The sequence below is a fragment of the Nitratidesulfovibrio termitidis HI1 genome (assembly GCF_000504305.1).
Classification (GTDB): Bacteria; Desulfobacterota; Desulfovibrionia; order Desulfovibrionales; family Desulfovibrionaceae; genus Cupidesulfovibrio; species Cupidesulfovibrio termitidis.
The window spans coordinates 2007005-2033576 of record NZ_KI632512.1 but is presented as its reverse complement, the minus strand read 5'-3'; the positions used below and the strand labels follow the sequence as shown (position 1 = coordinate 2033576).

At 66.7% G+C, this 26572-nt stretch carries 21 protein-coding genes; 12 read left to right on the top strand and 9 right to left on the bottom strand.

Annotation, left to right across the window (positions count from 1 at the left end):
• The gene (locus tag DESTE_RS08360) at window positions 1–1365 is read right to left on the bottom strand and encodes a TrkH family potassium uptake protein (protein WP_035066828.1); all 1365 of its coding nucleotides are present in this window, start codon (window positions 1363–1365) and stop codon (window positions 1–3) included.
• A gap of 180 nt (window positions 1366–1545) precedes the next feature.
• Here DESTE_RS08360 and DESTE_RS08355 point away from each other — a divergent pair, with 180 nt between their 5' ends.
• Window positions 1546–2865 carry a malic enzyme-like NAD(P)-binding protein gene (locus DESTE_RS08355; protein WP_035066826.1) on the top strand — a complete coding sequence of 440 codons (1320 nt, stop codon included), beginning with the start codon at window positions 1546–1548 and terminating at the stop codon, window positions 2863–2865.
• Between the two features lie 277 nt (window positions 2866–3142).
• The gene (locus DESTE_RS08350; RefSeq protein WP_035066824.1) at window positions 3143–4744 is read left to right on the top strand and encodes a leucyl aminopeptidase; all 1602 of its coding nucleotides are present in this window, start codon (window positions 3143–3145) and stop codon (window positions 4742–4744) included.
• 412 nt (window positions 4745–5156) lie between these two features.
• Here DESTE_RS08350 and DESTE_RS08345 read toward each other — a convergent pair whose 3' ends face one another.
• Complete coding sequence (locus tag DESTE_RS08345) at window positions 5157–6302, bottom strand: GGDEF domain-containing protein (RefSeq protein ID WP_084559409.1); 1146 nt, start codon at window positions 6300–6302, stop codon at window positions 5157–5159.
• 866 nt (window positions 6303–7168) lie between these two features.
• On the opposite strand from DESTE_RS08345, the gene speA reads away from it, so the two are divergent.
• From speA to speB, 5 genes are all read left to right on the top strand, one after another.
• Window positions 7169–9088, top strand: coding sequence for a biosynthetic arginine decarboxylase (gene speA / locus DESTE_RS08340; RefSeq protein ID WP_035070018.1), 1920 nt, complete (start codon window positions 7169–7171; stop codon window positions 9086–9088).
• Window positions 9089–9565: 477 nt separating this feature from the next.
• Window positions 9566–10756 carry a saccharopine dehydrogenase family protein gene (locus DESTE_RS08335; protein ID WP_035066822.1) on the top strand — a complete coding sequence of 397 codons (1191 nt, stop codon included), beginning with the start codon at window positions 9566–9568 and terminating at the stop codon, window positions 10754–10756.
• A gap of 173 nt (window positions 10757–10929) precedes the next feature.
• Window positions 10930–12156 (top strand): carboxynorspermidine decarboxylase, encoded by a 1227-nt coding sequence (nspC, locus tag DESTE_RS08330; RefSeq protein WP_035066820.1) that lies wholly within the window; start codon window positions 10930–10932, stop codon window positions 12154–12156.
• 330 nt (window positions 12157–12486) lie between these two features.
• The gene (locus DESTE_RS08325; protein ID WP_035066818.1) at window positions 12487–12696 is read left to right on the top strand and encodes a hypothetical protein; all 210 of its coding nucleotides are present in this window, start codon (window positions 12487–12489) and stop codon (window positions 12694–12696) included.
• A 251-nt stretch (window positions 12697–12947) separates the two neighbouring features.
• Window positions 12948–13826, top strand: a complete 879-nt coding sequence (gene speB / locus DESTE_RS08320; RefSeq protein ID WP_035066815.1) for an agmatinase — start codon at window positions 12948–12950, stop codon at window positions 13824–13826.
• 224 nt (window positions 13827–14050) lie between these two features.
• Here speB and DESTE_RS08315 read toward each other — a convergent pair whose 3' ends face one another.
• Window positions 14051–16663 carry a sensor domain-containing protein gene (locus DESTE_RS08315; RefSeq protein WP_245590782.1) on the bottom strand — a complete coding sequence of 871 codons (2613 nt, stop codon included), beginning with the start codon at window positions 16661–16663 and terminating at the stop codon, window positions 14051–14053.
• 360 nt (window positions 16664–17023) lie between these two features.
• Between DESTE_RS08315 and DESTE_RS08310 the strand changes: the two genes are divergently transcribed.
• From DESTE_RS08310 to DESTE_RS08300, 3 genes are all read left to right on the top strand, one after another.
• Complete coding sequence (locus tag DESTE_RS08310; protein WP_035066813.1) at window positions 17024–17449, top strand: universal stress protein; 426 nt, start codon at window positions 17024–17026, stop codon at window positions 17447–17449.
• A gap of 109 nt (window positions 17450–17558) precedes the next feature.
• Window positions 17559–19019, top strand: coding sequence for a phospholipase D-like domain-containing protein (locus DESTE_RS08305; RefSeq protein ID WP_156925301.1), 1461 nt, complete (start codon window positions 17559–17561; stop codon window positions 19017–19019).
• Window positions 19020–19316: 297 nt separating this feature from the next.
• Window positions 19317–20363 carry a zinc dependent phospholipase C family protein gene (locus DESTE_RS08300; RefSeq protein WP_245590781.1) on the top strand — a complete coding sequence of 349 codons (1047 nt, stop codon included), beginning with the start codon at window positions 19317–19319 and terminating at the stop codon, window positions 20361–20363.
• A gap of 153 nt (window positions 20364–20516) precedes the next feature.
• Here the strand turns inward: DESTE_RS08300 and chrA are convergent, their stop codons facing one another.
• Complete coding sequence (gene chrA, locus DESTE_RS08295) at window positions 20517–21734, bottom strand: chromate efflux transporter (protein WP_035070011.1); 1218 nt, start codon at window positions 21732–21734, stop codon at window positions 20517–20519.
• A 331-nt stretch (window positions 21735–22065) separates the two neighbouring features.
• Here chrA and DESTE_RS08290 point away from each other — a divergent pair, with 331 nt between their 5' ends.
• Window positions 22066–22371, top strand: a complete 306-nt coding sequence (locus tag DESTE_RS08290) for a putative quinol monooxygenase (protein ID WP_035066811.1) — start codon at window positions 22066–22068, stop codon at window positions 22369–22371.
• 115 nt (window positions 22372–22486) lie between these two features.
• Window positions 22487–23119, top strand: coding sequence for a flavin reductase family protein (locus DESTE_RS08285; RefSeq protein ID WP_051384389.1), 633 nt, complete (start codon window positions 22487–22489; stop codon window positions 23117–23119).
• A 293-nt stretch (window positions 23120–23412) separates the two neighbouring features.
• Here DESTE_RS08285 and DESTE_RS08280 read toward each other — a convergent pair whose 3' ends face one another.
• The 5 genes from DESTE_RS08280 to DESTE_RS08260 all read right to left on the bottom strand — a co-directional run bounded on the left by DESTE_RS08280 (window position 23413) and on the right by DESTE_RS08260 (window position 26305).
• Window positions 23413–24249 carry a hypothetical protein gene (locus DESTE_RS08280; RefSeq protein WP_035066799.1) on the bottom strand — a complete coding sequence of 279 codons (837 nt, stop codon included), beginning with the start codon at window positions 24247–24249 and terminating at the stop codon, window positions 23413–23415.
• 1 nt (window position 24250) lies between these two features.
• Entirely contained in the window at window positions 24251–24484 is a 234-nt protein-coding gene (locus DESTE_RS08275) for a hypothetical protein (RefSeq protein WP_035066798.1), read from the bottom strand.
• An 89-nt stretch (window positions 24485–24573) separates the two neighbouring features.
• Window positions 24574–24909 (bottom strand): hypothetical protein, encoded by a 336-nt coding sequence (locus DESTE_RS08270; RefSeq protein ID WP_035066797.1) that lies wholly within the window; start codon window positions 24907–24909, stop codon window positions 24574–24576.
• A 40-nt stretch (window positions 24910–24949) separates the two neighbouring features.
• Window positions 24950–25975, bottom strand: coding sequence for a sulfite exporter TauE/SafE family protein (locus DESTE_RS08265; protein ID WP_035066796.1), 1026 nt, complete (start codon window positions 25973–25975; stop codon window positions 24950–24952).
• 30 nt (window positions 25976–26005) lie between these two features.
• Window positions 26006–26305, bottom strand: a complete 300-nt coding sequence (locus DESTE_RS08260) for a DVU0150 family protein (RefSeq protein WP_035066795.1) — start codon at window positions 26303–26305, stop codon at window positions 26006–26008.
• Between the last annotated feature and the right edge of the window lie 267 nt (window positions 26306–26572).

The following is a 26572-nucleotide window of genomic DNA, read 5'->3' as shown; positions in this document are numbered from 1 at the left end:
CTACCCGATGGGGTAGTCCACCTCGGGCCAGCGGAACTTGGGTTCGCTCTGCAAATGCTGCAAGGTGGACAGCAGCCAGATGGGGCCGATGCGTCCGATGAACATCAGCAGGGTTATCAAAATCTTGCCGGGCACGCTCAGGTGCGGGGTGACGCCGGTGGTCAGGCCCACGGTGCCGAAGGCGGATACCACCTCGAACATCAGGTCCAGCTGTTCGAACCGGGCATGGGTGTGCGGGTTGACGCCGCCCTCGGTCAGGCTGAGCATCATGGTGCCCACGGTCACCACGATGATGGCGAACAGGAACAGGGTCAGCGCCTTGGACTGGGTGGGTACGTCCACGGCGCGGCCCAGCAGCACGTTCTGCCGCCTGCCGCGCAATTGCATTTCCACGAATCCGGCTAGAACCCGGAAACTGGTGGTCTTGATGCCGCCCGCGCACGACCCCGGCGACCCGCCCACGAACATCAGGCAGATCATCACCATCAGGGTGAAGTCGGTCAGGCGGGAAATGTCCAGGGTGTTGAAGCCCGCCGTGCGGCAGGTGACCGACTGGAACAGGGCGGGCAGCACCAGCCCGGTGGGGCTGAGCCCGGTGTAGTCGCTGAAGTATTCGGCCATCCAGATCAGCGCGGCACCTGCCACGATGAGGAACGCGGTGGTGGTCAGCACCAGCCGGGTGTGGCGGCTCAAGGGGCGATAGGGCTTGCGGGACAGTTTGGTGCGCGCGGCCCCCAGCAGTTCATCGATGACCGAGAAGCCGATGCCCCCCACGATGATCAGGAACATGATCACCAGGTTCACCCCGGTGTGCCCCTGCCACGCCATCATGTTGTCGGGCCGCAGGGCGAAACCCGCGTTGCAGAATGCCGACACCGCGTGGAACAGCGCGCCGAACGCGCCCATGCCCTGCGGGGCGAAAATGTACAGCAGGCACGCCGCCGCCAGTTCGATGTACAGGATGGTGCGCGCCAGCCGGTACAAAAAGCGCCCCAGGTGGAACGAGGCGTCGTGCATCAGGGCCTGCCCCACGGCCAGCCTGTCGGTAAGGGAGACGCGCCGCCGCAGCAGGAACAGCAGCAGGCTGGAATAGGTCATGATGCCAAGGCCGCCAAGCTGGATCAGCAACAGGATGACCCATTCGCCGGTGCGGCTGAAGGTGGCGCCCGTGTCCACCACGGTCAGCCCCGTGACGCACACGGCGGAGGTGGCGGTGAACAGCGCATCCACGAAGGCCAGCCCCTGGTCGCCCACCGACGGGGCATGGCTGATGTCCAGGTACAGCAGCACGGCCCCGGCAAGGATGGTGGCCGCGAACGAGTACACCGGCAGGATGAGGGGCGAAAGCAGGCGACGACGGAGCATTCCCGAAACTATCCCGGTTCGTTCGGCGCGGCAAGCGGTGTGCGGCACGGCTTGCAATGGATGCGCCGCTGCACTACGTTGCCCGGACGTGAAGACATGCAGCCGGTCGCAGGCAGGCGCTCTGCCGGGCGCGGCGTTCGTTTCGTTTTTTCCGCACCGTCAACGACAAGCGAGGCATTCATGGCCCTGTTCACCAAGGATGAGGCGCTGCGCTACCACTCCTGCGGCCACCCCGGTAAGGTCGAGGTGGTTCCCGTAAAGCCCTGCGCCACCCAGAAGCATCTTTCCATGGCCTACACCCCCGGCGTGGCCGATGTGTGCCGCGCCATCCACGCCGACGAGGCGCTGGGCTACGACTACACCAACAAGGGCAACCTGGTGGCCGTGGTCAGCAACGGCACGGCGGTGCTGGGGCTTGGCAACATCGGGCCGCTGGCCGGCAAGCCGGTGATGGAAGGCAAGGGCGTCCTGTTCAAGATTTTCGCGGACGTGGACGTGTACGACCTGTCCATCGACCAGAAGGACCCCAAGAAGATCATCGAATTCGTGAAGATGCTGGAACCCACTTTTGGCGGCATCAACCTTGAGGACATCAAGGCGCCGGAGTGCTTCGAGGTGGAGCAGACGCTCATCGAGCAGATGGACATTCCGGTGTTCCACGACGACCAGCACGGCACGGCCATCATCTCGGGCGCCGGGCTCATCGCCGCGCTGGAGCTGACGAACCGCAAGCCCGAGGACGTCAAGCTGGTCATCAGCGGCGCGGGGGCTGCGGCCATCGCCTGCACCAGGTTCTTCGAATCGTTCGGCGTGCAGCGCAAGAACGTGTTCATGTTCGATTCGCGCGGGCTCATCCACAAGGGCCGCACCGACCTGAACGCGCAGAAGCTGGAATTCGCGCAGGAACGGGACCATGGCAGCCTTGCCGACGTCATGCGCGGCGCCGACTGCTTCCTGGGCCTTTCCGTGGGCGGCATGGTCACCCAGGACATGGTGCGCTCCATGGCCCCGAACCCCATCATCTTCGCCTGCGCCAACCCCGACCCGGAAATCTCGTACGAAGACGCCCGGGCTGCCCGCGCGGACGTGGTCATGGCCACCGGGCGCTCCGACTACCCCAACCAGATCAACAACGTGCTGGGCTTTCCGTTCATCTTCCGGGGCGCGCTGGACACCCGCGCCAGCGCCATCAACGAGGAAATGAAGCTGGCCGCCGCCCGCGCCCTGGCCGCCCTGGCGCGCGAACCCGTGCCCGCCGAGGTGCTGGCCGCCTACGGCATCTCGGAACTGGCGTTCGGGGTGGACTACATCATCCCCAAGGCGCTGGACCCGCGCGTCATCGAATGGGTGGCCCCGGCCGTGGCCGAAGCCGCCATGCGTACCGGCGTGGCGCGCCGCCAGCTGGACCTGGCCGCCTACAAGGTGGAACTGCGCGAACGCATGCAGGCCGCGCGCGCCCGCATCGGGCAGTTTATTGAGACCTATGGCTTGGATTTTTAATGCGTTGAGGGGACACGCGAACCGGGGAGGGAGGCCCCCTCCCTCCCCGGCCCCCTCCCTCCTCCCCCCAAAACGTTTTCATTGTGGATAATCGGGCACGCAGCACGGGCTGCCTGTGCCGGGTGCCGTTGCAACAACCCGAATGAAAAGTTTTGGAGGATGGGGGGTCCGGGGGAAGGAACCTTTTCCAAAAGGTTCCTTCCCCCGGTTCCTTCTTTCTCCGACAAGGATTATCCTGAATGAATCGCGCCGGAGAGGCGCGTGATGGAGGTGTGACGTGGACATTCGCTTTCAGGTGGGCGGTCCTGCCCAGTGGCGTGCGGATGCGGTGATCGTGTTCCTGTTCGAGGGCGAGGCCCTTGCGGATGCGGCGCCGGAACTGCTGGATGCTGCGCCGTGGCTGGGCATTGCCCCGGCGGTGCGCGATTTTCGGGGCAGGAAGGATGAGGTCGCCGTGTTCCACGGGCACCCGGACCTGGCCGTGCCGCGCGTGATCGCGGCGGGCCTTGGCAAGCGCGAGGCGTTCGCGGCCGCGGCACCGGCCGGGCTGCGCGCGGCGGCGGGCGCTGCCCTGCGCCGCTGCCGCGAACTGAAGATAGAGACGGTGGCGATGGACGCGCCGTCCCTCGTTCGCTTGGACGCTTCGTCCCTTGTTCGCTTGGACGCGGTGGCCTTGGCGCGCGTCACGCGGACCGGCGACGGTGCACGGGCGTGGTCCCCCTTCGAGGAGGCCGTGTGCGGCGCGCTGCTGGGCCTGTACCGCTATGACCGGTTCAAGACCAATGGCAACGGGAACGGCGGGGCCGAAGCTGGCGAAGACGCCCGCTTCGAGCCGCGCTGGCTGGCCCTGCTGTGCGCCGAAGCCTCTGTGCCGGACGACCTGCACGCCGCCGCCCGCCGGGGCGAGGCCGCAGCCGCCGGGGTGGCCCTGGCGCGTGACCTGGTCAACGGCCCGCCCAACTTCGTCACCCCCGGCCATCTGGCCGAGCAGGCCGTGGCCATCGCCAAAAAGTACGGCATGCAGGCCCGTTCGCTGGGCCGCGCCGAACTGGTGGAGATGGGCATGGGGGCCTTTGCCTCGGTGTTTCGCGGGGCGGAGGAAGAGCCCCGGCTGGTGGTCATCGAGCATGCCCCCAAGGGCACGGAAGACCAGAAGCCGCTGGTGTTGGTGGGCAAGGGCATCACCTTCGACACGGGCGGCATCAGCCTGAAGCCCGCCGCCAAGATGCACGAGATGAAGGGCGACATGGCGGGCGCGGCGGCCATCCTGGGGATGTTCGAGGCCCTGGGCCGCTCCGACGTGCCCCGCCGGGTAGTGGGCATCATGCCCTGCACCGAGAACATGCCCGATGGCCGGGCCACCCGCCCCGGCGACATCGTGACCACCCTGTCCGGCAAGACGGTGGAGGTCATCAATACCGACGCCGAAGGGCGGCTGGTGCTGTGCGACGCCCTGACCTGGGCCCAGCGCGAATACGCCCCCGAAGTGGTGGTGGACCTGGCCACCCTGACCGGGGCCTGCGTGGTGGCGCTGGGCATGGACGTGGCGGCGGTGTTCGCCACGGATGATGAGTTGTCCGGCCGCATCCGCGCCGTGGGCGACGTGGTGGGCGACCGCTTCTGGCCCCTGCCGCTGTGGGACATGTACTTCGAGAACCTGAAAAGCGACGTGGCCGACATCGCCAACGTGGGCCCGCGCGAGGGCGGGGCGGTCAACGCGGCGCTGTTCCTGAAGCAGTTCGTGGACAAGGGCGTGCGCTGGGCGCATCTGGACATTGCCGGTCCCGCCTATACCGCCAAGAAAAGCTCCACCTGCCCCGGCGGCGGCACCGGCTTTGCGGTGCGCACGTTGCTGGAACTTGCGCGCGGCGGCGTGTAGACCGCGCGCGACGAATCCGTAAAACGACCAGCGGGCCGCGAGGGGAAACCTTCGCGGCCCGCATTCGTTGCGTTGCGGTGGGGGATGTTTCAGGGGCGGCTTCCAAAGCAGGATTTTCGTTTGTTGGCGAGGAAAACAAGCCTGCCATGAGGGAGTGCGGCAGCCGTTAGGCGAGCTTGCGAGCCTTACGGATGGCGACCGCACCGCATACTCTTATCGTATTCGACCGAGCCTTAGCCGTTAGGCGAGCGCGCAGCGCGAGTCTTACGGATAAGGACAGCAAAGCCATGGCAGGCGAAGTTTGACCTCTCTGCGCACGATGCCCGTAAGGCTCGCAAGCTCGCCCAACGGGCACGCTTCGCGTCCTTCGGATCGGACGCCAACGGGCGAAAAGACAATTTGGAAACCGTCCCTACGCTTCTTCCTCGTCCAACAGCAACCCCTCGGGCAGGAAGATGTCGGGCACCTCGCCCGAAAACACCCGGTTACGGCCCTGTTCCTTGGCCAGATACAGCTTCTGGTCGGCCTTGCGGATGTGGTAGTCGATGTCGCCTTCCGGGCCGCAGGTGTGCACGCCGAAGGACAGGGTAACGCTGACGGGGATGCCGTGGTACGAGTATTCCGTGGCTTCCACATGGCCGCGCAGCTTTTCTGCCAGCCGGGCGGCCCCGGCCTCGTCGGTTTCCGGCAGCAGCAGCAGGAACTCTTCGCCGCCCCAGCGGCAGATGGTGTCCTGATGGCGCAGGTTGTCGTGCAGCAGCCCGGCCACCGATTGCAGCACCTGGTCGCCGCACTGGTGGCCGTAACAGTCGTTCACCGACTTGAAGTGGTCGATGTCGCAGATGGCGATGGACAGCGGCCTGCCGGTGCGGCGGGCGCGCACCTGCTCGTATTCCAGGCGTTCGCACAGGGCGCGCCGGTTGGCGAGCCCGGTCAGTTCGTCGGTGCGGGCGCTTTCGGCCAGTTGCTGGGTAAGCAGGATGAGCAGGCGCTGGGTGTGGCGGCGGGTGTATTCAGCCAGCCCCGCAAAGATGCCGCAGCACAGCAGGGCCACCATGTAGCGGATGCGGAAGGCGTGCGAATAGTCGGCGTACAGGAAGGGATCGCCGGGCAGGAACAGGATGGCCCCCACCCCCAGCAGCAGGGCGCCCATCAGCAGGATGCCGATGGACAGGCCGAAGGTCAGCATGACCACGGGCGGAAATATGAACAGCCAGACAAAGCCGCTGCCTTCCACCCCGCCGTGGGACACCATGTACAGGGACAGGGCAAACAGCGCCAGCACCAGCGCGGTGCTGGGCAGGGCGTGGCGGCCGGTGCGCCCCACCCAGAACAGGCCGAACAGGGCAAGGGCCAGCATTACCAGCAGGAACAGCGTGAAGGTGTTCTGCCCCTGCATGAAATCCAGCAGGGCCATTATGGCGGAGAACAGCGCGGTGACACCATAGAACAGGTTTGCCACCCCGGTGACGCGCGCGGTCTCCGGGTCGGCACCGTCCTGCAGGCCATTGGCCAGCAGGGCGTTCATGCAGCGGTGCAGCCTGTTCTTGTCGAGCAATGGTGCCTCTCGTGCCACAATGGGGATGGACAAAGCCGCGCATGCCCGCATCGCGCCAGGCATCCGGTGCCGGGGCGAAAGTCGGGCTGGCGTGTCCATGCGTGAGGGGAAACGCAAGGGGTGGTGCCGGGCGGGCCGGTGGCGGCGTTCTCCCCGCACGTTTCCCCGAACGTGCCATACGCGCGCCTGCCGGATGGAACCTGGATACAGTGAAACCGTGAAGCCGTTGCCGGACAGTTGCCGGTAGCCGGATGGCAACAGGCCGGTAGGGGCCTGTCAGCCGGATTCGACGTGCCGACCTGGCAGATTCTCCGGGGCAGATTCTCCGGAGCAGATCCTACGTGCCGGATTCTGCCGGGCAGACTCCAGTTGGCAGACACTGCCTGGCGGCTTCCCCGTCGGGTTGACCAGGCAACTGGCCTGGCAGGCCGCAACCAGCCACGTGGCCGACGGACCGGCCATTGACCAGTCCTTCCTTTACGGCGGAATTCGGCCTGTCCTTTAGGCCTTGTTGGATATGGCCTGCAAGATGGTACAGCTTCGCCATAGCACAGCGTTGCCCGCCCTGTCAGCGGCAAGTCGGCCCTCATGTCATGCCCTACCCCAAAATGGGTGGAATACCCACCGGGCGTGTATCCCCTGCCGTACGCGGTCAATGATTGCAGGGTTCTGTGACGTTCGTGCGAAATGGGGGAAAATACCGTTGACAAGGCCCCCCGCTATCAATAGATAGTGCCACTCTTCCAACGCATGCGCGCCCCTGCCCTGCAGCCGCGCATGGGGGAAGAGAGAGGCTCTGGTCGGCCCGCCGTAATGGCGGCGCCGTGGCATGCACCTGTAAACGGGGTATGTATGAGGTTCGGGAATTGGCAAGAAACCGTACGCTGCAACAGTGGAGTGTCGAAGACTCCGCTGAGCTCTATGGCATCCGCAATTGGGGTGCCGGGTACTTCGATGTCGCCCAGAGTGGCGATGTCGTGGTCTATCCTTTCGGAGACAACCGCGGTCCTGCCGTAAGCATCCCGGAAATCATCCGGGGCATGCGGGAGCGGGGCCATGACATGCCTGTGCTCCTGCGCATCGAGAACATTCTCGATTCCCAGATCACCAGTCTTCACCAATCCTTCCGCAAGGCCATCGGGTCGCTCGGCTACAAGGGCGAATACCGGGGCATCTTCCCCATCAAGGTCAATCAGCAGCAGCAGGTGGTCGAAAAGATCGCCCAGTTCGGTTCGCGCTACCACCACGGGCTCGAGGTGGGCAGCAAGGCCGAACTCATCGCCGCCGTCTCGCAACTGCGCGACCACGAGGCCTGCCTGGTCTGCAACGGCTACAAGGACGAGGAGTTCATCGACCTTGGCCTGCACGCCGTGCGCATGGGCTACAAGTGCTTCTTCGTGCTGGAAATGGCCAGCGAGCTGCCGCTCATCCTCGAACGCGCCAAGTGCCTTGGCGTGCGCCCGCTCATCGGCGTGCGCGCCAAGCTGTCCGTGAAGGCGGGCGGCCACTGGACCGATTCCGGCGGCGAGCGCTCCACCTTCGGCCTGACCACGGCGCAGATCGTGGACGTTGTGGACCTGCTGAAGGACCACGACATGCTCGACTGCTTCCAGCTGCTGCACTACCACCTGGGTTCGCAGGTGCCGAACATTCGCGACATCCGCGCCGCCGTCATGGAAGCCTGCCGCATCTACGGCGGGCTGGTGGCCGAAGGCGCGGCCATGGGCTACCTGGACCTTGGCGGGGGCCTTGCCGTGGACTACGACGGCTCGCACACCAACTACGTGAGCAGCCGCAACTACAGCCTGGACGAATACTGCGCGGACATCATCGAGGCGGTGATGAACATCCTCGACGAGGAAGGCATCGCCCATCCGCACATCGTCACCGAATCGGGCCGCGCCACCGTGGCCTACTACTCCATGCTGCTGTTCAACATCCTGGATGTGAGCCGCGTGGAGATCGGCAACCTGCCCGACATCCTGCCCGACGACTGCCCCGAGCCCGTGCGCAACATGCGCGAGGCGCTGGCCGGTCTTACCCTGCGCAACCTGCAGGAATGCTACAACGACGCCGTGTACTACCGCGACGAAGTACGCCAGCAGTTCCTGACCGGGCGCATCACCCTGCGCGAACGCACCCTTGGCGAACGCTACTTCTGGGCCATCATGAAGCGCATCGCCCAGGAAAAGCAGAAGCTGAAGCACGTGCCCAAAGACCTTGCCGAGATAGACGTGGCCCTGGCCGACATCTACTACGGCAACTTCAGCGTGTTCCAGTCGCTGCCCGATTCGTGGGCCATCGACCAGCTGTTCCCGGTGGTGCCCCTGCACCGCCTGAACGAGCTGCCTTCGCGCCAGGGCATCCTGTCCGACATCACCTGCGACAGTGACGGACGCATCGACCACTTCATCGACCCGCAAGGCGTGAAGGGCACCCTGGACCTGCACCCCCTGAAGGACGGCGAGGAATACTACCTCGGCGTGTTCCTGGTGGGGGCGTACCAGGAAACCCTGGGCGACCTGCACAACCTGCTGGGCGACACCAACGTGGTTTCGGTGCGCGTGCACGAGGACGGCAGCTACGAATTCGTGCGCGAACTGCGCGGCGATTCCGTGGCGGACATCCTGTCGTACGTGGAATACGACCCCCGCCGCATCATCGAGGACATCCGCGAGGCCGCGGAACAGGCCGTGCGCGAGGGGCGCATCACCCCTTCGGACCGGTACCGGGTGATGCAGGCGTATGAGGATGGGCTACGCGGGTATACCTACTTCGAACGCTAACGGCACCCGCTCCGAAAGGGCCTCTTGCCCGCTGGCTTCGTCAGGCGTCGCCTTTCATTCCGGTCGAGTACGATAAGAGTACGCGTTGCGGTCGCCATCCGTAAGGCTCGCAAGCTCGCCTAACGGCTGCCGCACTCCCTGCATGAAAGGCTCGCCTTCCTCGCCAGCGAACAAGATGCCTCTTTCGGAAGCGGGCGCCGTAGCGCCACAGCGATGCGGTAAAAATCGCACTGTCGGCGGGTGGTGCCGGGACGTGAAGAAAGCCTGCGCTTGCACCCCATCGAAGCAGGATACCTTTGATGCATGCCATGCCAATCGCGTGGTATGCTGACGCCGGTCACCGGCGCATGCAGGCAACAAGCCGGGCCGTCCCATGGTGTGGGGCAGGCCGTTCGGGATAACCACAGCAGTGTCGCGCGGTCGCGCGTTTCCGGGCATGGGTGCCTGGGGCGGGCGGGGTGCGCAAAGGAGTGCGTCATGGCACGTGTCCTCATCATCGGCGCTGGCGGCGTGGGCGGCGTGGTCGTCCACAAGTGCGCGCAGGTTCCCTCCGTATTTTCCGAGATCATGCTGGCAAGCCGCACCAAGTCGAAGTGCGACGCCATTGCCGCTGACGTGAAGGCCCGCACCGGGCGCACCATCGAAACGGCCAAGGTCGATGCCGACAACGTGCCCGAACTGGTGGCCCTGATCCGCGCCTACAAGCCGGACATGGTGCTGAACATCGCCCTGCCGTACCAGGACCTGACCATCATGGATGCCTGTCTCGAAACCGGCGTGCATTATCTGGATACCGCCAATTACGAGCCGCTGGATGAAGCCAAGTTCGAGTACAAGTGGCAGTGGGCCTATCAGGAGCGCTTCGAGAAGGCCGGGCTGATGGCCCTTCTGGGCAGCGGCTTCGACCCCGGCGTGACCAACGTGTTCTGCGCCTACGTCATGAAGCATCTGCTGGATGAAGTGCACGTGCTCGACATCATCGACTGCAACGCAGGCGACCACGGCCACCCCTTTGCCACCAACTTCAACCCGGAAATCAACATCCGCGAAGTGACCGCGCGCGGCCGCTACTGGGAACGGGGCGAGTGGGTGGAAACCGACCCCCTGTCGTGGTCCATGAACTACGACTTTCCGGACGGCATCGGCGCCAAGAAGTGCTTCCTCATGTACCACGAGGAACTGGAATCGCTGGTGCAGAACCTGAAAGGGCTGAAGCGCGCCCGGTTCTGGATGACCTTTTCGGACAACTACCTGAACCACCTGAAGGTGCTGGAAAACGTGGGCATGACCCGCATCGACGAAGTGGAGCACGACGGCAAGAAGATCGTGCCCATCCAGTTCCTGCGCGCGCTGCTGCCCGACCCGGCATCCCTCGGGCCGCGCACCAAGGGCAAGACCTGCATCGGCTGCCTGATGCAGGGGGTGAAGGACGGCAAGCCCAAGACCGTCTACATCTACAACGTGTGCGACCATCAGGAATGCTACCGCGAGGTGGGGTCGCAGGCCATTTCGTACACCACCGGCGTGCCCGCCATGATCGGCGCCATGATGATGATGACCGGCAAGTGGTCCGGCAAGGGCGTGTACAACATGGAACAGCTGGATCCCGACCCGTTCATGGACGCCCTGAACAAGCACGGGTTGCCGTGGGTTGTGGTTGAAAAGTAGCACCACGCGGCGTTTCCGTTGATGATTGGGCGGCGGAAGGACCCTGTCCTCCCGCCGCCATGAGTATTGACGTTTGAAAAGTTCTGGAGGGTGAGGGGTGCGGGGAGAGGGAACCTCTTCCAAGAGGTTCCCTCTCCCCGCGTCTCCCCTTCCCCCCGCCGTGAGGTGCCGCCATGGACAGCAAGTACCTGCAACAGCTCGACCCCAGCCGCTTCCCGTCCCCGTGCTTTGTGGTGGACGAGGCGCGCATAGAGGCCAATGCCGCCATTCTGGACACGGTGCAGCGCCGCACCGGGGCAAAGGTGCTGCTGGCGCTGAAGGGCTTTGCCATGTGGAGCCTGTTTCCGCTGCTGTCGCACGCGCACGGCGGGCTGCTGCACGGCACCTGCGCCAGTTCCCCGCACGAGGCGCGGCTGGGCCGCGAGGAATTCGGGGGCGAGGTGCATGCCTTTGCCGCCGGGTACAGCGATGCGGACATGGCCGAACTGGTGACCCTGGCCGACCATCTGGTGTTCAACTCGTTCGCGCAGTGGCAGCGGTTTCGCCCTGCGGTGGCGGCGGCGGGGCGGCCCATCGAGTGCGGCATCCGCATCAATCCGGAGCATTCGGAAGGGGCCGTGGCCATCTACAACCCGTGCTCGCCCGGTTCGCGCCTGGGCGTGCGGCCCCATCACTTCGAGGCCGCCCTGGCCGAGGCGGCGGCGCGCGGAGAAGACGCGCTGGACGGCATCTCCGGCCTGCATTTCCATACCCTGTGCGAGCAGGATGCCGACGCGCTGGACCGCACCCTGCACGCGGTAGAGGCCAGATTCGGCGCGCATCTTTCGCGCATGAAGTGGCTGAACTTTGGCGGCGGGCACCACGTCACCCGCCCCGGTTACGACCTGGACCTGCTGTGCCGGTGCATCGAGCGCATGCAGCAGAAGTATGGGATGCAGGTGTACATCGAGCCGGGCGAGGCCGTGGCCCTGAACGCCGGGGTGCTGCTGTGCACCGTGCTGGACGTGGTGCAGGCCGACATGCCCGTGGCCATTCTGGACACCTCCGCCGCCGCGCACATGCCCGACGTGCTGGAAATGCCCTACCGCCCCGGCTGTATCGGTTCCGGCCTGCCGGGCGAAAAGGCGTGGACCTGCCGCTTCGCGGGCAAGTCGTGTCTGGCGGGAGATGTCATCGGCGAATACTCCTTCGACGCGCCCCTGCAACCCGGCGACCGGCTGGCCTTCCTGGACATGGCCATCTACAGCATGGTCAAGACCACCACCTTCAACGGGCTGCAACTGCCCGCCATCGCCCGCTACCGGCCTGCCGACGCGGATGGCGATGCCGTCGGTCAGGGCGCGCGGCGCGAGGTGGTGCGTTCCTTCGGGTACGAGGCGTTCAAGTACCGCCTGTCGTGATGCGGCAGGGCGCGGGGGCGCCGACTGTCCCGTGTCCGTTCCGGATTCTTCCGGCAACGGGCATGGCCATGCGCTGACCGGACAGTGACCGGATGGTGACTGGTGGGGAACCGCACGGCGTCCCGTGGGAGTGTTCCGTGCCCGCCCCGTGCTGTGCCGCTTGCGTCCGCGCCCGGCAATGCCTAGCATGTCTGCATGCGGGCGCCACGCGCCCCGGAGGCGGCCATGATCTACATCGACGACAACGCGCGGGAACGCATCCTGTCTGACGGCGGCAACGTGATCGTGTACATGCAGGCGGCGCGCGGCTGCGGCTGAGCGTCGCGCATCATGCCCGTGCGAACCCCCGCCGTGCGCGTGGGGCAACCCTCGGAATGGATGCGGCCCGCCTTTCACCGGCACATGGTGGACGGGGTGGTGGTATGGCTCGACCCGGCGGTGAAGCGGCTGCGCTGGGATGAGCCTGCCCGCGTGCGGCTGCGCCGGTTCCTGTGGTTTTCGTATTTCGACGTGGAGGGCGCGCGCACGCTGGTGGCGTAGCCCCGTGGGGTTCCGCAGGTTTTGTGGGGCCGGCAGGTTCTGCGCTGACGTGCGCGGGCTTGCGCGGGATGGCGCGCACAGTGCGCCCACATATGCGCCGCAGTCCGGCATGTTTCCGTTTCATGGGTTCGGCTTCCGCCCTTGTACAGGGCGGTGTTGTTGGAAGGGCGCGCGGTCTGTCAGGGGTGTCAGGCCGCGCGTATGGGCAAACAGCCGCCTCCCCGCGCGGGAAGGCGTTACCGGAGCTTGCCATGCGGCACGCCGAAGGGCGTTTCTTGGCCTCTGAACTGGACGATACCGCGCCCGATGGGGCGCTTTTTCATGTCATTCCCGTCCCGTACGAAGAAAGCGTTTCCTACGGGGGCGGCACGGCGGCGGGGCCGGAAGCCATCCTTGCGGCTTCGGACCAGCTGGAACTATGGGACGGCGAATCCGTGCCCGCAGAACTGGGCATCCACACCGCGCCCGCCGTGGACTGTTCCGGCGGGGCGGAAGCCGTGCTGGCACGCATCGAGGCCGCCACGGCCACGGCCCTGTCCCACGGTGGGCTGCCCGTGCTGCTGGGCGGGGAGCATACCGTCACCCTGGGGGCGCTGCGCGCGCTGCACCGCCAGCACGGCAGGTTCGGCCCCTTTGGAGTAGTCCAGTTCGACGCGCACGCCGACCTGCGCGACAGTTACGGCGGCACCCCTTACAGCCACGCGGCGGTGATGCGCCGCGCCGTGGCCGACCTGGGCCTGCCGCTGTTCCAGATCGGCGTCCGCGCCCTGTGCCGCGAAGAGGTGGACTGCCGCGCCGCGCTGGGCATCGGTCATCTGGACGCCGCCGCGCTGGCCCGCCACGGCATCCCCGATCCGTTGCTGCCGCCGGACTTTCCGGAGCGCATCTACGTGACCTTCGACGTGGACGGGCTGGACCCTTCCATCATGCCCGCCACCGGCACCCCGGTGCCCGGCGGCCTTGGCTGGTACGACGCCCGGCGCTGCCTGGAACTGGCCATGGCCGGGCGGCGGGTGCTGGGCTTCGACGTGGTGGAACTGGCCCCCATGGACGGCTACCACGCGGCGGATTTTGCGGCGGCCCGGCTGGTGTACGACATCATGGGGCTGGTGCAGCGGCTGGGCCGCTGAGCGCGCGCCATTTTCACCCCTGTTTTCGCCATCTTTCCGCACGCTACGTGCGGCCCCCGCACCTGCGCGCGACAACGACAGCGCCCCGGCTTCCGGATGTTTCCGGGCCGGGGCGTTCGCTTTGGGCGATTGCAGAGGGGATGGGCGCGGGCGGGCAACACCGCCGCGCATGCGGCGCACGGCCTCGGGAGGCAGCGCATGCCCCGCCACACGGGGCCGCCCGCTCAGATGCCGTCGCCGTTCTCGCCACCGTCGCGGGGCACGGTGAGCATCCTGCCCCGTGCCAGCAGCGCGGTGAATTCGTCCGGCGGCAGCGGACGGCTGAACAGGAATCCCTGCACCTCGTGGCAGCCTTCCAGCAACAGGAAGTTGAGCTGTTCCGGCGTTTCCACCCCTTCGGCCACCACGCGCAACCCCAGCCTGTCGGCCATGGTGATGATGGTGGCGGCGATGGCCGCGTCGTTGGGGTCGTCGGGAATGTCGCGGATGAACGAGCGGTCGATCTTCAGCGAGGTCAGCGGCAGGTTCTTGAGCTGGTACAGCGAGGAGTAGCCGGTGCCGAAGTCGTCCACCGAAAGGGCAATGCCCATCTCCGAAAGCTGGTTCAGCTTGCGGATGGCGTGGTCCGCGTCGGTGACGATGGTGGATTCGGTTATTTCCAGTTCCAGCAGGTGCGGCGGCAGGCCCGTTTCGGCCAGTACGTCGGTCACCATGCCTACCAGGTTGGCGTGGCGGAACTGGTGTACCGAAAGGTTCACGGCCACGTGCAGGTCGGCGTAACCGGCGTCGCACAGGGCGCGTGTCTTGGCGCAGGCCAAGCGCAGCATGTGCTCGCCAAGGGGCACGATGAGGCCCGTGGCCTCGGCCAGGGGGATGAATTCCGCCGGATGTTCCTGGCTGCCGTCGGCACGGGTCCAGCGGGCCAGGGCTTCCATGCCGGTGATCAGGCCGGTGTTCAGGTCCACGCGCGGCTGGTAGTGCGCGGTGATGTTTCCGGCGGCCAGGGCGCGGTGCAGGTCGCCTTCCAGCGACAGGCGGCGCACGGCGCGCTCGTTCATGGCCGGGGTGAACAGGTGATAGCGACGCTTGCCCTGTTCCTTGGCGCGCGACATGGCGATGTCGGCGTTGCGCACCAGGGTGTCCGGATCGTCCCCGTCGTCGGGAAACAGGGCTATGCCCACGCTGGCGCCCACGAACAGTTCGTGCTCCTGCACCCGCACCGGGTCGGTGAACCGGGCCAGCAGGCGTTCCGCCACCTGGGCGGCGTCGCGCTCGTTTTCCACGTCCTGCAGCACCACCACGAATTCGTCGCCGCCCACGCGGGCCAGGGTGTCCTGCGGGCGAACCATCTGGCGCATCTGCTCGGCGGCCTGTTGCAGGTAGATGTCGCCCACCATGTGGCCCAGGCTGTCATTGACCTGCTTGAAGTTGTCCAGGTCCACGGACAGCACGGCCACCTTGCGGCCCTCGCGCCGCGCGCCGTTGATGGCCATGCCCAGGCGGTCGCGCAGCAGGGCGCGGTTGGGCAGGCCGGTGAGGGCGTCGTGATGGGCCTGATGCTGGATCTGCGATTCCTTGGCCTTCAGTTCCGTGATGTCGTGAAACACCGCCACGTAGTATTCGGTGCGTCCGGTGGGGCCGGGAATGGCGCTGATGCTCAGCCACTCGGGATAGACCTCGCCGTTCTTGCGGCGGTTCCATATCTCGTCTTCCCAGCGACCGTCCTCCACCAGGGTGCGCCACATGTCCTCGTAAAAGGTGCTGTCGTGGTGGTGCGACTTGAGGATGCGCGGGGTCTGGCCCACGGCGTCCTCCGCCGGGTATCCGGTGATGGTGGTGAAGGCGGGGTTCACCGCCACGATGGTCCCTTCCGGGTCGGTGATGCAGATGCCTTCCAGCGCGTTGCGGAATACCCGCTCGAACAGCCGCACCTGCCGTTCCGCGGCGCGGCGTCCGGAAATGTCGTGCACCACCACAAGCGCGGCCATGCCCTCGCCGCGCAGCAGGGACAGGGGCAGGGGTTCAACGCTCACCTCGGCCTCGTGGTTGCCGTGGGCGGCGGTGCAGACCCCTTCCATGCAGAAGCCGCCGGTCGGGCAGTAGCCGCCAGCGGGGCAGGCGTTGTTGGCGCCCTGGCAGGATTCCGTCCGTGGGGTGTCGGAGTGGAGGCTGTCGGACAGCAGGCTGTCGATGCGGGCTTCGATGTCCGGTGGCAGCAGGTCCGCCGTGCGCATGGACAGCAGGCTTTCGCGCGGGTAGCCGGATATGCGTTCTGATGCGCGGTTGCAGTCCACTATGCGGCCCCCCTCGCCGCGCACGTACACGGCGTTCGGGGCCAGTTCGAACAACGCCCGGAAGCGGGCGGTGCTTTCGGCAAGGGCGGCGGTGCGCTGGCGCACCTCTTCTTCTATTTCGGCATGGACCAGGGCGGTGATGTCGAAGGCCAGGCCCAGCACGGCGCCCGGCCCGGCCACCTCGGGGGGCAGGGGCAGCTTGGCCACGCGGAACACCCGCTCGGCCTCGTCGTCGGGCAGCATGCGTTCGCACAGCAGGGGGGCGCCGTCGGCGGCCACGCGCCGGTCCTCGTCCAGCAGGGCGCTGGCCACGGCATGGGGAAAGAGGTCGCGCGGGGAAAGCCCCACCACGTCCTTGCCGGGTACCCCGGCCAGATTGGCGTACAACTGATTGGCGGCGAGGTAACGCCCACGGGCGTCACGCAGGAACAGGGCAACCATGGGGTTGTCCAGCAGGGCGCGCAACAGGCCGGGGGTGTGCGCGTCAGTTGTTCCCCCGGCGGTGCCAAGACGCTGTTCCTCGTCCCGCATGTCGTCCCGCATGTCGTCCTGCATATGGCGTGGCATGTGCTGTGGCATGTCGCCCGTCATTGGCCCCCCCTTGAAAACACGGCGTACGTGGATGTCCAGATGGCATGACATACCAGAAAGCACGTGGGGCAGGAAGGGGCGTGCCCGGGCTTGCCTCGGACTCCCGCACCCCGGAGTCTGGCGCTGGCGGCTCCGCCGGAGGGGCAGGGTGCGCCGCAGCACACGCTGGCAGGCTTGCATTCCGGACATCGCTCGTGCATTGTGCCGTATCGGCAGCCGTCTTTTTCGCTGGTGCCAGCGCTCCGCGGCATGGCGGAAACGGGGGATGCGGCCACACGACGCCACAGGCGCAACAGTACAAAGGAGCCCTGAATGCCTTACTCGAAGATACTGCTTCCCATGGATGGTTCGGAACATGCGCGCCTTGCCCTGCGCCACGCGGTGGACCTGGCCCGTTGCGGCGGTCGTGGACACGTGGTGCTGCTGCACAGCTTCGGCGAGATTCCCGCGCTTATCGGTGGCGAAGCACGAGAAGACCTGATGCGCGAGTGCACCCAGGAAGCGGAAGCCCTGCTGGCCGAACCGCGTGCCCTGCTGGCCGAATTGGGCGTGTCCAGTTCCGTGCGCATCGTGGACGGGGCGCCCGGACGGGCCGTGATCCGCGTGTGCGAAGAGGAAGGCTGCGACACCATCGTCATGGGATCGCGCGGGCTGAGCGAACTGGGCGGGATGATCATGGGCAGCGTCACCCATCAGGTGCTGCAACTGGCCAAGGTGCCCGTGCTCGTGGTCCGCTAGGCATCGGAGCCATGGTTCGGACCGCCCCCGCCGCGCCGCGCGGGCCGCGCCGCGCGCATTCCGGCCGCAACCGGGCCTTTGCCCGTGCCGCGGCACGGCGGGGCGCGGCATGACCGATACCGCACTGACCACCCTGCAATGGGTGCTCATTCCCGCCATGTACGCTGTATCCGTGTACACGGCGGGCCATGCCCTGCTGTACAAGCACGACCCGCGCGCGGCGCTGGGCTGGATTGCCGTGTGCCTGACCTTTCCCCTGGCCGGGCCGCTGCTCTATTTCCTGTTCGGCATCAATCGCGTGCACAGCCGCGCCGCCCGCCTGCTGGAAGAATCGGAAACCCGCCGCCTGCGCGAGGGCGGTCGCCTGCATGGCGGCCCGGCCCGCCACGAACCGCCGGGGGCCATGCCGTCCGACATCGTGCCGCCGCGCTACGAACGGCTGGCCAGGGTGGGCTATGCGGTCACCGGCCGTCCCCTTGCCGGGGGCAACCACGTGCAGCCCCTGCACAACGGCGAGCAGGCCTATCCCGCCATGCTCGACGCCATCGACAATGCCGAGCGCAGCGTCTTTCTGACCACCTACATCTTCGGCACGGGCGACGCGGGCCAGCGCTTCGTGGACGCCCTGGCCGACGCCGCGGCGCGCGGGGTGGACGTGCGGGTCATCGTGGACGGCGTGGGCGGCCTGTACCACTGGCCGCGCGCCTGGCGTCGCCTGGCCCGGCGCGGGGTGCGCGTGGAGCGCTTTCTGCCGCCGCACCTGCTGCCGCCCCAGCTTTCGGTGAACCTGCGCACCCACCGCAAGGTGCTGGTGTGCGACGGCAAGGTGGGTTTTACCGGGGGCATGAACATTGCCCAGAACCACATGGCCGCGCAGGGCTGCACCCGTTGCGTCACCGACATGCACTTCCTGTTCAGCGGTCCCATCGTGGCCCAATTGCAGGAGGCCTTCCTGCGCGACTGGGGCTTCGTCACCGGTGAATATGCCCCCGGCCCGCAAGTGCGCGAGGAACCCTGCGGCGATTCGCTGTGCCGCATGGTGCTGGACGGCCCCGGCTTCGGCTCCGAACGCGTGCACGACCTGCTGGCGGGCGTGGTGGCCGGGGCGGAACGGTCCATCCACATCATGACGCCCTATTTCCTGCCCTCGCGCGAACTGATCAGCGGGCTGCGGGCCGCCTCGCTGCGCGGGGTAGAGGTGCACTGCGTGCTGCCCGCCCGCAACAACCTGCCCTTCGTGCACTGGGCCACCCGCAACCTGCTGCCATCGCTGCTGGAAAGCGGGGTGCGGGTGTACTACCAGCCGCCGCCATTCTGCCACACCAAGCTGCTGCTCATCGACGGTTGCTACGCCCACGTGGGGTCGGCCAACATCGACCCGCGCAGCCTGCGCCTGAACTTCGAGCTGACGGTGGAGGTGCTGGACACCACCGTGGCCCGCCAGTTGGGCCAGCACTTCGATGCGGTGCGCGCCGTGTCCGACGAGGTGACGCCAGAATCGCTGGCCGCCCGCAGCATGCCGGTGCGCCTGCGCGATGCGACATGCTGGTTGTTTTCGCCTTATCTGTAAGGTGTCGTCCCACCATCCCTTGCGTCTTTCGGAAAAATCATCCTTCATCGCGTGCCGGACGGGCTTTGCAGCCCACCGGCATCATGGCGTTTTTCAGCGGCGGGAAAAGGGCGGCGCGGGGCGGGATGCCGCATGCCTGCTTTTTCGGCAGGCGTAACGTAATGATGACGGCTTGTTGCGATGGCGGCTTGCGGTGTTTCAGACCATTTCCCGGGGTGCGGGCACAGGGTTGACACCCCCTGCCAGGAGATTACTAGGGGGGTCGCAACGCCGTTTACCCGGAAGGTAGCCTTCGGAATGAATACGCCTCTTCTGCGCCCGGTTTCGTGCGGCACGCCGCGCGGCCTGGGTGCATCCGATACCGGTTCCGTCTCCTTGTGTTCCTTCTCCGCCTCGCAGGGCATGCCCCGCGTCGGGGAGCAGCGTGCGCGCGGTACGGGCGGCCCCCCCTGTTCTCCGCTGGCGCTGCTCTGCTGCGCCGTGTTGGCTGTACTGGGGGTGGTGCTGCTGCCCGACGCGGCCTTTGCCTGGGGACCGGGGGTGCACATGGTGGCCGCGCACTGGCTGCTGCAGAACGTATCGCTCCTGCCCACCGCCGTGGGGTCGGCCCTGCTGGCCCATCCGGATGCCTTCCTGTACGGCAGCCTTTCCGCCGACATCTTCATCGGCAAGGGCTGCACCGTCACCCCCGGCCACAGCCACAACTGGAGCACCGGGCACACCCTGTACGAGGCGGCGGACACCCCGCGCCTGCACGCCTACGCCTGCGGCTACCTTGCGCACCTTGCCGCCGATACCGTGGCCCACAACCACTACGTGCCCACGTTGCTGGGGGGCACCCCCGGCACCGGCAAGCTGAGCCACGTGTATGTCGAGATGCAGGCCGACCGCATGGTGGAATGGGATGCGGCAGAGGCCGTCAGCCTGTTCCGCCTGCCCAACGGCGCGGCGGACCGCACCCTGCTGCAGGCCACCCATGGCGGGCACTGGCCCTTTGCCTTCAAGAAGCGGCTGTTCCAGGGCAGCCTGGCCGTCAGCGGCAAACAGTCGTGGCGGCGTTCGTTGCGTCTGGTGCACCGAGTCATGCCCCACGCGGCGGACAGGGCCTACCTGTGCGAGATGATCGACGTCAGCGTGCGTGCCGTGGTGGACGTGCTGCGCGACCCCCACGGGTCTGTGGTGACGGGCATCGACCCCATCGGCAGCGACAATCTGGCCGAGGCACGCGACGTGTGCCGGGGCGTGCGGCCCATGGTGGCGCGCAGGCCGGGCGGGGTGCGCTTTCCTTTGGACGAGCGGCTGGTGGACCTGCCCTATTTGCCGGTACCGTGCCGGGCGGCCTGATTCCACGATTTTCCAGATGACGCGCAAAGGCGGCGGGAGCGATTCCGCCGCCTTTGCGCGTGTGCGGGCAAGAGAGGGAAAGGGCGCGCGTCCACTATGCGCGCGGCCACCATGGCGGCGGCAGGCAGGGCGGGATGAAGGGGAATGTCCCGTTCAGCCCAGCAGCCACGAAGCCAGCGCGCCAGCGCCCACCACGTACAGCACGTCTACCCCGGTGCGCAGCGCGGCAAAGGCGGCCACGCCGATGACGGCGGGCAGCGGCGTGGGGGGCAGGGCCTGGGCCACGCTGATGGCCAGATACCCCAGCAGCCCGGTGAACCCCGCCAGCGTGGCCCGCACCGCCCGGCGGTAGATGCGCGAATGCTCGATGCGCGACACCAACCGCTCCGCCCCCAGCATGAAGAACAGCGACGGCGTGAAGATGGCAAGGCCCGCCACCATGGAGCCCACGGGCCCGTCCACCCGCCAGCCGATGAACGCGGCGGTGAGGATGATGGGGCCGGGCGTCACCTGTCCGATGGCCACGCCGTCCAGAAAGGCGGCATCGCTCATCCAGCCGCGCAGGTGGACCACCTCGTGGCGCATCACCGGCAGGGCGGCCAGCGCCCCGCCAAAGGCCACCAGGTCGGTGCGCAGCATGGATACGGCCAGGGCGAACAGGTCGGGCCGCAGCGCCGCCAGCACGGCCATGGCCATGGCCACCCCGGCCAGGCCCGCCAGAATGCCGCGCAGCGCGCCCATCGCGCCGGGCCGGACGGCTGCGCCGGGGCCGCCACCTGCCTGCGCGGAGGGTACGGCATCGCCGTCGCGGTACACCACCACCCCGGCGGCAGCCGCCGCCAGCACCGGCACGATGGGGTGGACGCCCAAAAGGGTCAGCCCGCACACCCCGGCCCCGATCACCCAGTCCATGCCCATGCGCAGGTAGCGCTGCCCGAAATCGAGCAGCCCCGACACCATCAGGGCCACGGTGACGGCCTTCAGTCCGATGAAGGCGGCCATGACGCCGGGCAGTTCGTGGTTTTTCCAGTACATGGCCGAAAGCACGGTAATGGACAGGAACGCGGGCAGGGTGAATCCGAAGAACCCGGCCAGCATGCCGGGCGTGCCGCGCAGCCGCAGCCCCACGTACGAGGCCACCTGCATCACCGTGGCTCCCGGCACTGTCTGGCACAGGGCCACGCCGGAGCGGAATGCCGCCTCGTCCATCCAGCCCTTGCGCTCCACCACCATGGTCCGCACCACGGGCAGCATGGCGGGGCCGCCGAAGGCAGTGGCCCCCAGGCGCATGAAGGTCAGGAACAGGTCGCGCAGGGTGGGCGGGGTGCCTGCGCGCGGAAGAGAGGGGGATTTCGTGGAGGGTTCGGACACGGCGGCCTCGTGGTTTCGGGGCGGTGCCGTGCAGGACGCCGGAAAGACGGGGCGGGGCACCAGCCGCTCCCGAGCGGAAATTCGGTTCCGGGTGTTTCCAGCATGAACTGGGCACAGGATGCATCTGCCTGGCCGAGTCTAGCCGTGTAGGCAGTGGCGTACAAGGGGAGCCAGGCATGCCGGAAGTTTCGTGAGAGGTGCCGAGGCTTGGGGCGGTATCTTTCTGGTGCGTACTTGCCGAAAGCGTTCCATTAAGGGAGACTGGATACATCGGCCGTACGGTGAAGCCATGTCGGCGGCCCCTTTCAACACAGTGCAAGGAGCACGAAAGATGTCACAAGCCGATTCCCCGGTGGCGGTCACCGCCATGCTTACCGCCCTTCCCGGCAGCGAAGCCCGCGCGGCGGAACTCATCGCGGGCATCGTGACCGCCACGCAACGGCACGAGGGCATGCTGCGCTACGAGGCGCAGCAGCAACTGGACGCACCGCGCAATTTCACCTTCATCGAGCAGTGGACGTCCAGGGCAACCCTGGACGCGCACCTGGCCACGCCCGAACTGCTGGCCTTCCGCGCGGCGGCGGCCGAGGTTTTCGAAGGTCCGGCCGACATGCGACTGTGGCGGCTGGTGAAGTAGCGGAACACTGTTCGAACGGGCCGTGGCTCACGGCCCCGTTGCACTTGCGCGGCCCCGCGTTCGCTCCCCAGCATCCCGCACATCCCCCACATCTCCAGTCGGGGAGGAGGCCCCCATGGCGACCGACGTGACGACCACTTCCACGGCGACAATCCCCGGACGGGTGGACATCGCCCCCAACGCCTTCGTGGTGCCCATGGCCCAGACCATCGTGGGCTGCATGGCCGACGGCAGGCCCAATTTCATGGCCGTGGCCTGGCTGACCCGGGTCAACTACCAGCCGCCCATGCTGGGGGTGTCCATCAACCGGCGCAACTTCAGCCATGGGGCCATCGCCGCCAGCGGGCAGTTCAGCGTGAACTTTCCCACCGTGGACATGACGGCGGTGACCGACTACACGGGCCTGGCCTCCGGCGCCCGCGTGGACAAGTCCGGCCTGTTCGAGGTGTTCCACGGGCATCTCGACGCGGCGCCGCTGATACGGGAATGCCCGTTGTGCATCGAATGCCGGGTGCACACCGCCGTGGAACTGCCCAGCAACACCTTTTTCATCGGCGAGATTGCCGGGGCCTGGTGCGCTGAAGACTGCCTGGACGGGGAAGGCGCGCCGGACCCCAAACTGTTGCGGCCCATGCTGCTGACCATGCCCGACAACCGGTACTGGTCCATGGGCGACGTGGTGGGCCGGGCGTGGCACGACGGCAAGGCCCTGCGAGGCAAGGCGGGCGGCAGTCCGGCGGAAGAATAGGTCCGGCGCATGGTTCCGGCGCGGGGGCGTCCGGCTGGCTGCTGCGTTTCGGGCTGGCGGTATTGGCTTGTGGCTGCCCGGCATGCCGCGTGTGCGGACCCCGCGAATGCGTACGGCGCGGTGTTCCGCGCCGCATGTCGTTGCTGTGGGGATAGCCCCGCCTTCCCGTCGTGCGGGCTGCTTTGGGACCATCCCTCGTCCACTCCTGAGCCATTCCAGATCCGGCCCTGCTCTGTCCCTGCTCGTCCCTGATCCGGCCTCGGACCGTCCCGGATACGCGGCGGTCGTGCGGTTCAACCCCGGGGCTTGAGCATCACCAGGAAATCCGGGCGAACCTTGCTGTCCAGCGGCAGTGTGGCGTGTGCGGTGTCCCGCTCCACCGTGTCCACTTCCGCCTCGTCCACGGGAGTCTTGTGCCGGTTCAGGACCACAAGGCTGCTGCCCACCGTGACCCCGTGCACGGTCCCCAGGCCCACCAGCAACTCCCAGTGCTTCTTGCGGCGCGTCAGACGGTAGATGGGGGCGATGCCCTGCGCGGCAAGGTTGCCGAGTCTGCGCCCGGAAATCCTGAAGCTGAGGTAGAAGCAGGCCGCCAGCGGGGGGACGATGCCGAACAGGATGTAGAAGGGCGGGAAGCCCAGTTGCCGCTGGCAGAAGGTGGGGGCCACGGAATTGGCGGCGGCCTGGTCGCTGAACACGCGCAGGTCGTGCACCGGTTCCTTGTCGGCGGCGGGATCGCCCCGCTGGAACACCTGCAACATGTAGATGCCGGTGGGCGTGTCCTGTTCCACGCTGGCCAGGGCTCGCCAGTCGCGTCCGGCAATTTCGACGAACGTCAGCGTCAGGCCCACGGCGTCGGTCCGGTAGTCCAGAAGCCTGCCTGCGTCCTCCGGGCCTGTCTCCAGCGCAAATCCCGTCCCCACGTCCACGGGCTTGTTCAACTGGGCGGTCAGGTATTCCTCTTCGCCCCGCACCACCTGCAACGGTATCTTGCCAAGAAAGCCCCCGGCCACCGTATCCATGAGGGCCAGCACCAGGAGCAGCAGCAGGGCCCTGCTCATCCAGGTCAGACCCTTCCAGGCGAGTTCGTCCCGCCGGGCCTGGCGTGCGGCGTCCGGCAACCGGTCCATGTCAGGCTCCCGTGGGAACGGAGGGGGGGCTTGCGTCGGCCAGGCGGCGGATGGCCATGCGCGAGGCAAAGACAGTAGCGGCGGCCAGGGGAATGAAGGTGCGCAGGAAGATGCCCGAAAGGTCGTCGGGATTCCGGCTGCCAAGATAGATGGCCAGGGCCAGTTCCGCCAGCAGCAGCACGTCCTGCGTCACCACCACCAGTGCCTGCTTCAGGTTGTATGAAGTTCTGCTCATGCGCCGCTCCTTGTGCGTGCCGGAATGGTGGAAGGGCCCGCCCCCGTGAGGATGCGGTCAAGGGGGGCGGGGGCGGGCCGTGGCGGGAACTACTTCTTCATCAGGTTCTGCTTGGTGATGTTCATCACCTTCAGGGCAACCTTCTTGTCCTTTTCAACGTCGTACGCGATGCGCAGGATGTCGCCGGGCACCGGGTCGATGCCGATCATGGCCCTGGTCACGTCCACCGTGGTGTTGACGCCGGTGGGATGGCCGAACTTGTAGTCCTTGTCGAAGTTGATGTCGTATTCCTCGATGGTGATGGTCTTTGCCTGCGGATTGACATCCAGGCACTTGCCCTGAATGACATCCGCGGCAAGGGCCGGGGCTGTCGCAAGCAGGCCGGAAAGCAGTGCGCCTGCGATGAAGATGGCGAATTTCCTCATTTCTCCACTCCGTATTGCGTGTGCATCGATGTCGGTGGGATTATTCGGCGGTCAGGCCGGAGTTCTTCATCCGCAGTTCGTTGGCGGCGCCGGTGAACATGATCTTGCAGATCCACAGGCAGATGAGGCCGATGGCGCCAAGGATGACCACGGCGGCCGCGGAGTTCATGTTGTTCTGCTTGAGGATGATGGAAACCATGCAGGCGAGGACCGCGAGGCCGAAGGCGATGCGGATGCCGGAGCCCTTGGCGTACTTGGTGGCCACGGTGCCGATCTGCGCGCCGATGGCGGCGCCGGTAAGCATCACGAACACGGCCACGATCTCGATGCGGCCCTTGAGGGTGTAGGTGAAGGCGCCGTAAAGACCGGAAATCATGACCTCGAACAGGTCGGTGCCCACGGCGATGTGGGTGGGGCAACCGATCAGGTAGACCAGGGCGGGCATGCGCAGCAGGCCGCCGCCGATGCCCAGGAAACCGGCCAGCACGCCGGTGACGAGGCTGACCACGATGGGCAGCCACATGGAGCAGGTGATGCCGGCTTCGCGGAAGTGCATCATGGGCGGAATGCTGATGCGGTGCATGGTCTTGTACCAGGTGATGCCTTCGGCGCCGTGTTCACCCAGTTCGCCGCGCTTGCGCTTGCCAGCGGCCTTTGCATAGTCGGCGAAGACCATGAAGGCGATGAGCGCAAGCACCACCACGTACACCCAGCGGACCACGCTGCCCACAAGGCCTATCCGTTCGAGATGCATGACGATCTGCGCACCGATCTCGATGCCGACCATGGTGCCCACAAGCATGACGAGGCCGAGTTTGTAGTCCACGTTGCCGAACTTGGAGTGCCGGATCGTGGAGATCATGGACTTGCCGGCGATGTGCGCGATGTCCGTGCCGATGGCGAAGGCCATCGGAAAGCCCAGAATGTTGAGGCCGGGGGTCACCATCCACGCGCCGCCCAGGCCGAAGAACCCGCCGATGACGCCCACCGAGAAGCCGATGAGCACAAGACCGGGCCACAGGATGTTCACGCCCGAGATGGGCATGTGCATGTACAACCATTCCATGTCTAGTTCACTCCTGGTGGTTTGCTCCGGTTAGTGCTCGATGATCTTGCGCTTGGTCAGATCGATGCCGGTAGCCAGCATGATGCGGTCCATGATGATGCCGAGAATGCACCCCAGCAGGGCGGTGAGCACCACGGCCCATACGGCGAAGACCAGGATGTCGGTGTTGTAGAGGTTCGCGAAGTACCGGTTCACGGGCGAGGTGAGCACCCGCGTGTCCGCCACCACGACAAGTTCCGCCGCCTTGCCGCCTGCTGCCCAGAGCGACGACGGCACGAGCATGGGCAAGAGAGCCGCAAGACCGCCCAGCTTGGCCAGTTTCCTGTACATGTACTCCTCCGAAGGTATGGGGTTGCCCCGTTTCCGCCCGGCGCCATGCCGGCACGTTGTTTCCGGGGTATGCTCCGTGGCTGCGAGCCCGTTGTCTCGCAATAAAAGCAATCTCCGGACCATTCGAAGGCTGGCGGGATGGTTGGCGAGAAGTGTGTGGCTTTCCGTGTTTGCAGGGGGTTGCAATAGGCGGGTTGACGCTGCTTCTGGCAAACGATATCGCAAGACAAGCTGGCGTGGAGTTCCATCCTTCCGAATTTCAAGAAG

Bases quoted from the DNA above. Each gene is read 5' to 3' on its own strand.
- DESTE_RS08360 (WP_035066828.1), bottom strand. From the start codon at position 1,365: ATGCTCCGTCGTCGCCTGCTTTCGCCCCTCATCCTGCCGGTGTACTCG.
- DESTE_RS08355 (WP_035066826.1), top strand. From the start codon at position 1,546: ATGGCCCTGTTCACCAAGGATGAGGCGCTGCGCTACCACTCCTGCGGC.
- DESTE_RS08335 (WP_035066822.1), top strand. From the start codon at position 9,566: ATGGCACGTGTCCTCATCATCGGCGCTGGCGGCGTGGGCGGCGTGGTC.
- nspC (WP_035066820.1), top strand. From the start codon at position 10,930: ATGGACAGCAAGTACCTGCAACAGCTCGACCCCAGCCGCTTCCCGTCC.
- DESTE_RS08325 (WP_035066818.1), top strand. From the start codon at position 12,487: ATGCCCGTGCGAACCCCCGCCGTGCGCGTGGGGCAACCCTCGGAATGG.
- speB (WP_035066815.1), top strand. From the start codon at position 12,948: ATGCGGCACGCCGAAGGGCGTTTCTTGGCCTCTGAACTGGACGATACC.
- DESTE_RS08315 (WP_245590782.1), bottom strand. From the start codon at position 16,663: ATGCGGGACGACATGCGGGACGAGGAACAGCGTCTTGGCACCGCCGGG.
- DESTE_RS08310 (WP_035066813.1), top strand. From the start codon at position 17,024: ATGCCTTACTCGAAGATACTGCTTCCCATGGATGGTTCGGAACATGCG.
- DESTE_RS08305 (WP_156925301.1), top strand. From the start codon at position 17,559: ATGACCGATACCGCACTGACCACCCTGCAATGGGTGCTCATTCCCGCC.
- DESTE_RS08300 (WP_245590781.1), top strand. From the start codon at position 19,317: ATGAATACGCCTCTTCTGCGCCCGGTTTCGTGCGGCACGCCGCGCGGC.
- DESTE_RS08290 (WP_035066811.1), top strand. From the start codon at position 22,066: ATGTCACAAGCCGATTCCCCGGTGGCGGTCACCGCCATGCTTACCGCC.
- DESTE_RS08285 (WP_051384389.1), top strand. From the start codon at position 22,487: ATGGCGACCGACGTGACGACCACTTCCACGGCGACAATCCCCGGACGG.
- DESTE_RS08280 (WP_035066799.1), bottom strand. From the start codon at position 24,249: ATGGACCGGTTGCCGGACGCCGCACGCCAGGCCCGGCGGGACGAACTC.
- DESTE_RS08275 (WP_035066798.1), bottom strand. From the start codon at position 24,484: ATGAGCAGAACTTCATACAACCTGAAGCAGGCACTGGTGGTGGTGACG.
- DESTE_RS08270 (WP_035066797.1), bottom strand. From the start codon at position 24,909: ATGAGGAAATTCGCCATCTTCATCGCAGGCGCACTGCTTTCCGGCCTG.
- DESTE_RS08265 (WP_035066796.1), bottom strand. From the start codon at position 25,975: ATGGAATGGTTGTACATGCACATGCCCATCTCGGGCGTGAACATCCTG.
- DESTE_RS08260 (WP_035066795.1), bottom strand. From the start codon at position 26,305: ATGTACAGGAAACTGGCCAAGCTGGGCGGTCTTGCGGCTCTCTTGCCC.